A 9,363-nucleotide genomic window follows, 5' to 3' on the forward strand; every position below is an offset into this window, starting at 1 on the left:
CCCTGCGAGCCAACCTGCGGGGCGCCGAAAAACCCTCTTCTCCATAACGCCTGCTCATAGAAGGAGGCTTTTCCGACAGAGCGAGGCCGCCCCTCACGAAATGCGCGACCTCTTCCGAATTCGATAGTTTTTCGCCATTTCCAGTCCGACGCGCTGCCCGCAAGGAAGCCCGAGGAGGCCGTCGAGTCGTGGTACCGCTTCAACAAGGACGGGCTCTACTCCGCGTAGCCCGTCGGCCCGACCGGCTCCTGCGGCGCCGCATGGCCCAGCGGCAACCGCAGCGCCACCCGCGCGCCGCCGCCCTCGGCGGCGCTGCGGTTGGCCAATTCCACCGAGCCGCCATGGCGCGCGGCTGCCTCGGCGGCAACGTGGAGCCCGAGGCCGCTGTGGCCGCGCGTCGCGCGTGCGGCATCGCCCTGGTAGAAGCGCTCGCAGCCGCGGCTCAGAGCCTCCGGCGAGAAACCCGGGCCCTCGTCGGCCACGCTCAGCGCCAAGCAGCCGGCGGCGACGTCTGCCCGCACGTCCACCGCAACCGACGACCCGGCCGGAGCGTGCTCGACGGCGTTCGCCGCCACGTTCGCCACCGCCCGCTCCACCAGCGCCTCGTCCAGCAGCATCGTCTCGGGCAGGTCCGCGCCCTCGCTCCAAACGACGCGCACGCCGCTCGCCGCCGCCAGCGCCTCGACCTGCGCTCGCAAGCGCTCGAGCAGCGGCCGCAGCCGCGCCTCCCTGGGCGCGAACGATGCGCCCGCGCCCAGCGACGCGTCGATGAGCGCGGACACGTACGTTCCCATCTGGCGCGCGCCCTCGGCGACGTCGGCCGCGCACGCGCGCTGCTCGCCCGAGAGCTCGCCTTCCAACAGCAGGTCGACGTTGCCGCGCACCACGGTGAGCGGCGTCTTCAAATCGTGCGCGAGCGCGGCGATCTGCTCGCGCTGCGCCTGCTCGCCCCGCCACTGCGCCTCCAGCGAGTCCTTGAGCGAGGCGCGCATGTCGTCCATCGCGGCCAGCACGTCGTCGATCTCGCGCACGCGCGACGAGGCAACCTCGAAGTCGAGGTCGCGCTCCTCGATGCGCCGCACGGCGTCCGCGAGCGGCTCCATCTTGCGCGAGATCACCCGTGCGGCGCGCGCGGCGATGCCCACCAGCGTCAGCACCGACAGCACGGCGAGCGCGCCCAGCAGCAGGTTCTGCGGGTTCGGCAGCGCGTCGCGCAGATCCTTCGAGGCGAACTGCGGCAGATACTGGTACACGAGCACGCATACCGAGCCGTCGGCCAAGGTCACCGGCTCGTACCGCGTCATGCCGAACGTCTCGTAATCGATGGCCAGGCCGTCGAACGCGGCCGCGCGGGCATCGTCGACCGCACCCGCGGCAACGTCGCCGGCCGCATACGCGCCGTCCGGCGAGAACAGCGCCCACCTGTACGCCGAGGGCACGGCGGCGTCGATCGCGTCGGCATCGGCGGAGGGCAGCGCGGCGAGCTGCGCCGACGTCTCGTCCAGGGCCGTATCGCCGTAGTTCGCCAGAAGCACCGTCCCGCTTCCGACGAGCACGCCGAACGCTGCGTACGCAACCAGCGCAAGCGCCAGCAGCGCGGCCAGCACGTAGGCGAAGTAGCGCAGGATGAGCGCGCCCAAGGGAAACCTGCGCCCGCGGCCGCGGCTCGCGCCGCGCGCTCCATGCGCCCGCACGTCCCGCTTCACGCCGTCCATTTGTACCCCACTCCCCACACCGTGTCGATGGGCTCGGCGCCCGCCACCTTCAGTTTCGCGCGCGCGTTCGCCACATGCACCGATATCGTCGACGCGGCGCTTTCCGCGTCCCATCCCAACACGTTCTCCACGATCTGGTCGCGCGAGAACACCTGACCGGGATGGCGCGCCAGGAACTCGCACACGTCGAACTCGGTCTTCGTCAGCGGCACGGCGGCCTCGCCCACGTACGCCTCGCGCGACGCGAGGTCGAGCCGCAGCGCGCCGAACGACAGCGCGTGCTTGCGCTCGCGCCGCTCCCGCCGCAGGTGCGCCGCCACCTTCGCGCGCAGCTCGGCCGCGCCGAAGGGCTTGCGCAGGTAGTCGTCCGCCCCCAGGCCCAGGCCGTACACGGCATCGTCCTCGGAGCTTCTCGCCGTGAGGAACACGATGGGCGCGTCCACCGAGCCGCGGATGGCGCGGCACAGCTCGAACCCGTCCGTCCCCGGCATCATCACGTCCAGCAGCACCAGATCGTAGCGGTCGAGCTTCAGCGCCAGCGCCTCCTCGGCGCATGCGGCGCAGCGCACGTCGTGCCCGTCCTTGCCCAGCACGCGTCCCAGCAGGTTGCGGATCGCCTCGTCGTCGTCGACCGCGAGTATGCAGGCCATCGTTCCTCCTTCCGTCTCGCACGAGTGTAGCACGAGGCATCGGCCCCGTTCCTTCAGGTCATCCGTTCCTATTCGCCGCTGCGACGCGGGTTCTCGAAGCGGTTCGCGGCCGCCAGCGCCACCGCCAGCACGACCGCCGTGATAGCCGTGCATGCGCACGTCACGGTCGCGTACGCCGCGGCCAGGGCCTCGACCTGCGCCTGCGCCCCCATGCCCGCGGCGATGGACAGCTCCAAGGGAAGCGAAGCCAGACGCGAGGGCCACGCGAACGGCACGAACGCGGCCGCCCCAATGCTGAACGCTCCGCTGAACGTGCCGGTGACCAAGCCGTTCGCCAGCCCTCCCATCAGCGTCAGCGCCGCGATGAAACCGAGCGTCCCCATCCCGATGGAGGCGTTGCGACCGAAGCGCAGCGCGACGCACCACAGGATGGCGTACGAGCACAAACTGCCCAACGCGATGCCCGCCGTCGCAAGCGCCACCGCAGCCGTATCGGGAAGCGAACGGCCCGCCAGCGCCAGCGCGCCGCAGAACAATGCGGCTGCGATAGCGGCAGCCATCAGGCACAGCGCCAACAGCGCCGCCAATTTCGCCGCCAGCGCGCCGCGCCTCGACGACACGCCCAGCACGTTCGCGCCCTCGCCCGCCCGCTGCTCGGCATCCGCCGCCAAGCCGCAGGATATGCCCGCCAGAAGCGGCGCGCCCGCGCCGAGCAGCTGGAAGAACGCGTCGGTTCCCAGCAGGGAATCCCATGCCGAGAACGCGAAGTACGCACCCGCCAGCGCGCCGAGCGCGACAGCCAGCGCCACATGCAGCACCACAAGCGGCGAGTGGCGCATCCTAACCGCCTCCGAGCGCAGCGCGCGCCGAAACGTCACGCGCGCCCGACCGGGCTCCGCCTCGCAAGTTCGCGTCCCGGCCTCGGGCGCCTTCGCGCGCGCCTCCGCCCCGGCCATCAAGCAGCCTCACGCTTCGAGAACCACGTCGCCCCAGCCCATGCCAGCACGGCGAACAGCACCGCGGCCACGACGATGCCGACCACGGCCTCCCAACCGAACGCGCCCAGCGCCTCGCCCGCCTCCAAGGGCACGCCGGACGGCGCCACGCCCAGAAGCGGCGACACGGCGCAGAGCGTCGTCGCCGGCGGGAACGCGAACCACGCCGCCGACGAGTACAGCGCGATACCCGCGCCCAGCTGCAACAGCACCGGAATTGCGATGCCCGCAAGCGTCCCGAACCGCACGGTCAGCGCCAGCGCCGCAGGAACCATCCACGAACTCGCAACCGTCAAGATGGTCGCCGCGGCCAGCCCCTCGGCAAAACCGGGGGCATCAACGCCCATCGCTCCAAGCGCCGTCGAACAGACCAGCACCGCGAGGTTCGCAGCGAACGCCAGCGCCAGCGCGTAGCACACCTTCGCCCACCACGTGCGCGCCGGGGGAAACGGCAGCGCCAGCACCGAACGCAGCTTCTGCCGAGCGTCGATGTTCGCCACCGAGACGCAGATGAGCGCGATGGCGACGGGCATCATGAGCACGTACCAGAAGTTCCACAAATACGTTGCGACACCCCCGGTCGCGCCCGTGCCAGGAATGACGCCCGAGGACAGCACGCCCAGCGCGCAGAACGGCAACGGCGCGATCAGCGCCACCTTGCGCGGCGCCCCGCGGCGGCCCTTCAGCACCTCCGCTCTGAACACCGAGAAGAACGGCCTCGTCCGCGCCTCCATCATGCCACCGCCTTCCCCAGGCACACGTCCATGAACAAACGCTCCAAATCGACGCCCTCGCCGAGTGGAGCCTCGTAGGCCAGACGGCCCTCCACGATGATCCCCACAAGATCGGCCATATGCTCCACCTCGTTCAGGATATGGCTCGACAGCACCACCGTGATGCCGTGCTCCGGAAACGAGCGGACGAGGGCACGCAGCTCTTGAATGCCCACCGGATCAAGGCCGTTGGTCGGCTCGTCCAGGATCAGCAGCCTCGGATGACCCACCAACGCGAGCGCGATCCCCAGACGCTGCTTCATGCCCATCGAGAACTGGCCCGCGCGCTTCCTGCCCGTTTCGGGAAGTCCCACCGTGGCCAGCGCCTCGTCGATACGGCTTTCGGGAACGCCCAGAAGCGACGTGCGCACGCGCAGGTTCTCCCGCGCCGTCAAGTTGTCGTACAGCGGGGGCGACTCGATGAGCGCCCCGATATCGTTCAAGTCGTCGCGCGTCCACGGACGACCCGCGAAAGCGATCTCGCCCGAGGTGGGCCGCAGCATGCCGCACAGCATCTTGAGCAGCGTCGACTTCCCCGCGCCGTTCGGCCCCAAAAGGCCGTACACCGATCCTTCCGGCACATGCAGCGACACCCGGTCGACCGCTTTCTGCCCTTTGAACGTCCTCGTGAGATCGTTCGTTTCCACCATGAATCCCATAGAGCCTGCCCTTTCTCTTGCCTGAGAACAGGATGCGCCCGGTTTATAAAGATTCGTTAAAGACCGAAACGTTTTCCGCGATTCCGCAGCCACCGACGGCGTATCCCCGTTGACCCCGACGCTGCGTCATGGTCTACCATGCGAAGAGCAGCATCGTCACGCACACGTCAGGAGGCCCCATGCCGTTCGCGCCCGTTGGAACCCCCGCGCCGCCCTCCCGCGCCCTGCCGCGCATGGCGATCGCCCTGCTCGCCTGCCTTGCTCTATACGGCATCGACCTCGCCTGCATGGCAACCGTCCCCGCAACCGGATTCGACTTCGCGTCGGGATTTGCGATGCCGTTCGACCTCATGGTGTTCGTCCCGGCGGTCTTCTACCTCCTCGTGGTGCGACGCTACAGGCTGTCGCCCTTGCTGGTGCTGCCGGTCATCTGGCTGGGCGGCCTCGTGTCGCTGCAGTTCGCCGCGCCCGACAAGCCGTCGCTGCTGGCGCCGCTCGGCCTGTGCGCCGTCGGAGTGGAGCTGGGCATCGCCGCGCGCGAGGTCCTCCGCCTCGTCCGCCGCTTCCGCACGGCGAAAGCATCCTCGGACAACCCGCTCGACTGGTTCTCGGACGCGTTTTCCGCTCTCGTTCGCAATGAACGGGTCGCGCGCATGGCGGCGCTCGAGTGCGTCATGTGGTACTACGCGTCGGCTTCGTGGCGCCGCGCGCCGCACATGCCGCACGGCTACCGGGCGTTCTCGTCCCACCGGCAAAGCGGCTACGTCGCCGCGGTCGGCGTCATGCTGGTTCTCATCGCCGTCGAGACGGTCGCCGCGCACCTGTTGGCAGCACGGTTCAGCGTCGCGGCCGCATGCGTGTTGACCGCACTCTCCCTCTACACGATCCTCTGGATGATCGCCGAAGCCCGCGCCGTCGTGCTGAACCCGCTTCTGGTGGACGATGTCGAGCTGGTGGCGCGCTGGGGCATGCTCGTCTGCGAGCGCATCCCCCTCGACCGCATCGCGCGCGTCGGTTCCCAGGATCCCGCTGTCCCGAAGAGGGAGCTTCTGAACCTGGCGGCCATGGGCGGGCAGGCGTTGTGGATCGAGCTGGCGGAACCCCTCGAAGTGCGCGGCCTCACCGGAAAGCCCCGCCTCGTGCGCGCGATCAAGACCACGCCCGACGATGCCGCCGCGTTCAAGGACGCGCTTCGCCCGCGAAGCTGACGCGATCCTTACCCTTGCGCTTCGCCTCGTACAGCGCACGGTCGGCCGCGTCGAACAGCGATTCGTACGTTCCTCCGTCGATACCGGCCAACGCTCCGCCCACGCTGAGCGTGACGAGCGCGCGGCCTTCGCATCTTTGCCCGTTCACCCGCAGAGCAGCCCGCTGCGCCTGAACGAGATCGGCGTGCGGCAGATACGCGACGAACTCGTCGCCGCCGATACGCGCAACGATGGCGTCGTCCGACGCCAACGCCTCTTCAAGCGACCGCGCCACGTTCGACAGCAGCTCGTCGCCGGCCAGATGGCCGAACGTATCGTTCACGCCTTTGAAGTCGTCGATGTCGATGACGAGCAGAGCTCCCACGCCGCGTTTCGCACCGGTGCGCAACAGCGGGTCGATGAGCTCGGAGGTGGCGCTCTGATTGAACAGCCCGGTCAGAGGATCGCGTCGCGCCTGGTCGGCGAGGTCTTCAAGCTGACGACGCTCCGCGGTGATGTCTCGCCAGCTGCCGATGGTGCGCACGGGCGCTCCGTTGCGGTCGTACAGCATCATGGCGTGCATGCGCGTCCAACGCCAGTCGCCTTCCGGCGAGCCCCCGAAAAGACGACGCACGTCGAGCGTCACCGACTCGCCGCCCTGCAGCGCCTCGGCCAGGCGCTCGCAGTCGTCGGGATGGATGCGCCCGCCTTCTGCGATCATCTCGGTGTAGCGCTCGATCCGACGCTCCTCGGGAAGCGCGCTGCCGTCCGCGCCGGGCGCGCGCTCGTACTCGACCAGCACGTCGCGCTCGATATCGTATTCGAACAGCACGTCGGTAACGCTGCGCAGCGCGATGCGGTAGCGCTCCCGCTCCACCGCGAGCGCGATCTCCGCCTCCTTGCGCGACGTGATGTCCATGAGCACGCTGCCGATCTTCACCGCACCGTCCTCGGTTTGCACTTTGCGACCCGAATCGAGCACCCACGCCAGCGTACCGTCCTTGCGGCGCGCGCGGTACTCCGTCTCGTACGTAGGCCCCTCGGCGAAGCAGCGCGCGACATCGGCGAGCGCCTGCGCGCGATCGGGAGCATGCACCATGCCCACCGCCGTGCCGCCGCTCACCTCCATCAGCTCTTCGATGGTGTAGCCGAGCATGCGCGCCAGACCCTCGTTGACGTAGGACAGCGTGTACACGTCGTCGTCCTCGCTCATCTTGAGGCCGCCCGTGATGTTGTCGGTGAGCAGATCGATGGTGGCCGTTTTCTCGCGCACGAGCTGCTGCAAGTACTCGTAGGTCTGCCTGCCGGCCTCGAAGGGGAAGTACCGCTCGTCCCTCATCGCCCGATAGGGATTCGACGCATGGACATGGCGGATCTTGAGCTCTCCGCCCGCATCCACCAGCTCGTAGCTGCACCGCTGGCGCTCTTCGATCACCAGCTGCGAGTCCTCGCGCGTGCGCACATTGTAGCGACCCATCACGGTGCAACTGCACTCCGTGACGTTCACCAGGTAAAACTCCTCGTCGAAAACCTCGCACGGAGGCGCAAGCGGCGCGCGCTTCGTCAAATACGACACGATCTCTTCGGCGCTGGTCGAGAATTCCACCTCGCCCGCTCCTATCCACGAGAGATCGTCGGAAAAGCGCTCAACCACCTGCTCGATGCCCGTTCCGGCGTAAAACCGGCGCACCGTGTCGCTCACGAACGACAGCGCTTCGTCGAACAGCGGGTTCATCGCACTCCTCTCGCCTGCCTCCCGAGCGAAAGCCTCGGAGGCCGAGACGGCTTGCTCACCGTCCCCCTACGCATTTCGTTCGAAAGAGTATAGCGCGCCGGCGAGCAGAAGGCTCTGTGAAACCCGCGAACAGTTCGCGTACCCTACGCGTTGGCCGCCGGAACCAGCATGAGAAAGCCCGCCGCAAGCAGCGTCGCCCCAAACGAACGACGGAATCGCGTCGATTACCGCCGAAAACCGCCGACCTTCTCGCGCGGCGGGGTGCCGACGATCGCGAATTCGCTCCAGCCGCGCGCCTTGCAAAATCGAGGGATAGGCTCGCAGCGAGTTCTTGGAGTAGGCAGCTTATTCCTGTAGGTATGTCAGGGGCGTTCTACCCCTAACTACGAAAAGGGCCACCGGCGAAAGAGCCGGTGGCCTGGTGTTCCGTGGAGCCAGTGACAGGAATCGAACCTGCAACCCACAGTTTACAAAACTGTTGCGCTACCGTTGCGCCACACTGGCGTGCGCGTGAATCGCGTGCGTGCGTATTGTACGACATCATGCGCTTCCGGAAAAGCGTTTCCCGCAACGCCCACAAGCATGATGGGCATCATCGCTCGAAAAACACGGAATCGCTTCCGAAAACGTGTTTTTCGAGCGATGATGCGCGCCCGCTGGCCAAGCCCTCCCCCGCTGCGTCCGCAGGACGTCGGCGCCCCTAACCAGCCGAGGTTCCACCCGGCTCGTCGATCCTCAGCGCGCGGTACAGGCGGTCGGGCACGAGGCTCACGAGATCGTCGGTCCAACGCACGAGGTCGGTGGGCGCATCCGAGCGGAACCAGTCGTTCAGCACCTCGCACTCCAGCTTCGAGAATATCTCCACGATGAACCGCATGTTGTCGTTCACGGTCACATGGCGGTACTTCTCGAGCGTCTCCAACAGCACCGTCTTGCGGTTCTCGGGCATAACGGTCTGGCCGAAGGGCGTGTTGATGCTGTACTGGATGGACTTGCGGTAGAAATCGCGCTCCTGCGCGATAAGCCGGAGATGATGATAGTACCCTGTCTTCCAATCGATGGTGCGCCCTATCTCGTTGAGGTAGAACTGCCGGCAGAAGATGGAATGCCACCAAGGGATGTCGTATTTGCTTTGAAAATGGCGGTAGAACGTCTGCCGGGATATTCCCGCGTTCTCGCATATCTCGGCGATCGTGATGCGATCGAGCGATTTGTCGACGGCATGCAGTATCTTCATCTTCGTGCGCAGCTCGGGCGATCCGAAGATGTCCTGTCCATGAGCAAGATCCGGCAGCATACAAAGCCTCCTCTTAGAGCACCCCGACTTGAACCTGCAAGAAACCTGTCAACCGAATTAAACATACAGCACCGAAACGCCTGACAGCACGTTACATTCTTGCACAATTGTCCGGCATAGTTGACAATCATATTCTTTAATTCCGCAACTCGGACATACGGATGACCTTGTGCAACGGCACCGCGACACCGAACGGACTGCGCCCTTTGAATAGCGTTTCCCAGCCCATCACAATATCTTCACAGAGAGGTGGACACGCCACCCGAAGACCTTGAAGGCGGCGCCGGAAGCGCTGCCGGAGAAAGGAGACTGTCATGGCGAAGATAGTCAATTCTTGGAACGACTGGGATCC

The 9,363-nt window shown here is 66.9% G+C and carries 9 protein-coding genes and 1 tRNA gene; 1 reads left to right on the plus strand and 9 read right to left on the minus strand.

The genetic code is table 11. The features are described 5' to 3' along the window. Positions 1-215 precede the first annotated feature (215 nt). From GT590_RS07035 to GT590_RS07055, 5 genes are all read right to left on the minus strand, one after another. Positions 216-1,715 (minus strand): HAMP domain-containing sensor histidine kinase, encoded by a 1,500-nt coding sequence (locus tag GT590_RS07035; RefSeq protein ID WP_114552199.1) that lies wholly within the window; start codon positions 1,713-1,715, stop codon positions 216-218. Continuing rightward, entirely contained in the window at positions 1,703-2,365 is a 663-nt protein-coding gene (locus tag GT590_RS07040) for a response regulator transcription factor (RefSeq protein ID WP_114516567.1), read from the minus strand. Before GT590_RS07040 ends, GT590_RS07035 begins: the two co-directional genes overlap by 13 nt. Positions 2,366-2,433: 68 nt before the next feature. Next, on the minus strand, positions 2,434-3,321 hold the full coding sequence (locus GT590_RS07045; protein ID WP_161170969.1) for a lantibiotic ABC transporter permease: 888 nt from the start codon (positions 3,319-3,321) through the stop codon (positions 2,434-2,436). After that, on the minus strand, positions 3,321-4,097 hold the full coding sequence (locus tag GT590_RS07050) for a hypothetical protein (protein WP_015760429.1): 777 nt from the start codon (positions 4,095-4,097) through the stop codon (positions 3,321-3,323). The genes GT590_RS07045 and GT590_RS07050 overlap by 1 nt, the downstream gene beginning before the upstream one ends. After that, positions 4,094-4,792, minus strand: coding sequence for a lantibiotic protection ABC transporter ATP-binding protein (locus tag GT590_RS07055; RefSeq protein ID WP_015760428.1), 699 nt, complete (start codon positions 4,790-4,792; stop codon positions 4,094-4,096). The genes GT590_RS07050 and GT590_RS07055 overlap by 4 nt, the downstream gene beginning before the upstream one ends. 179 nt (positions 4,793-4,971) lie before the next feature. Between GT590_RS07055 and GT590_RS07060 the strand changes: the two genes are divergently transcribed. Next, positions 4,972-6,000: a hypothetical protein gene (locus GT590_RS07060; RefSeq protein ID WP_227791310.1), complete on the plus strand. Its 1,029-nt coding sequence runs from the start codon at positions 4,972-4,974 to the stop codon at positions 5,998-6,000. On the opposite strand, the gene GT590_RS07065 is transcribed toward GT590_RS07060, so the two are convergent. The 4 genes from GT590_RS07065 to GT590_RS14365 all read right to left on the minus strand — a co-directional run. Further along, positions 5,972-7,714 (minus strand): diguanylate cyclase, encoded by a 1,743-nt coding sequence (locus GT590_RS07065; protein ID WP_114554596.1) that lies wholly within the window; start codon positions 7,712-7,714, stop codon positions 5,972-5,974. The two genes, GT590_RS07060 and GT590_RS07065, sit on opposite strands and share 29 nt — an antisense overlap. Before the next feature lie 429 nt (positions 7,715-8,143). Next, positions 8,144-8,218, minus strand: a tRNA-Thr gene (locus GT590_RS07070). Between the two features lie 196 nt (positions 8,219-8,414). Further along, positions 8,415-9,011, minus strand: coding sequence for a TetR family transcriptional regulator (locus tag GT590_RS07075; protein WP_009304701.1), 597 nt, complete (start codon positions 9,009-9,011; stop codon positions 8,415-8,417). Between the two features lie 136 nt (positions 9,012-9,147). After that, on the minus strand, positions 9,148-9,363 hold a 216-nt coding region (locus GT590_RS14365; protein ID WP_204986934.1), incomplete at its 5' end, for a hypothetical protein.

Source organism: Eggerthella sp. BIOML-A1 (genome assembly GCF_009875595.1).
GTDB lineage: Bacteria > Actinomycetota > Coriobacteriia > Coriobacteriales > Eggerthellaceae > Eggerthella > Eggerthella lenta.

Bases quoted from the DNA above. Each gene is read 5' to 3' on its own strand.
- GT590_RS07050 (WP_015760429.1), bottom strand. From the start codon at position 4,097: ATGATGGAGGCGCGGACGAGGCCGTTCTTCTCGGTGTTCAGAGCGGAG.
- GT590_RS07075 (WP_009304701.1), bottom strand. From the start codon at position 9,011: ATGCTGCCGGATCTTGCTCATGGACAGGACATCTTCGGATCGCCCGAG.
- GT590_RS07035 (WP_114552199.1), bottom strand. From the start codon at position 1,715: ATGGACGGCGTGAAGCGGGACGTGCGGGCGCATGGAGCGCGCGGCGCG.
- GT590_RS07045 (WP_161170969.1), bottom strand. From the start codon at position 3,321: ATGGCCGGGGCGGAGGCGCGCGCGAAGGCGCCCGAGGCCGGGACGCGA.
- GT590_RS07060 (WP_227791310.1), top strand. From the start codon at position 4,972: ATGCCGTTCGCGCCCGTTGGAACCCCCGCGCCGCCCTCCCGCGCCCTG.
- GT590_RS07065 (WP_114554596.1), bottom strand. From the start codon at position 7,714: ATGAACCCGCTGTTCGACGAAGCGCTGTCGTTCGTGAGCGACACGGTG.
- GT590_RS07040 (WP_114516567.1), bottom strand. From the start codon at position 2,365: ATGGCCTGCATACTCGCGGTCGACGACGACGAGGCGATCCGCAACCTG.
- GT590_RS07055 (WP_015760428.1), bottom strand. From the start codon at position 4,792: ATGGGATTCATGGTGGAAACGAACGATCTCACGAGGACGTTCAAAGGG.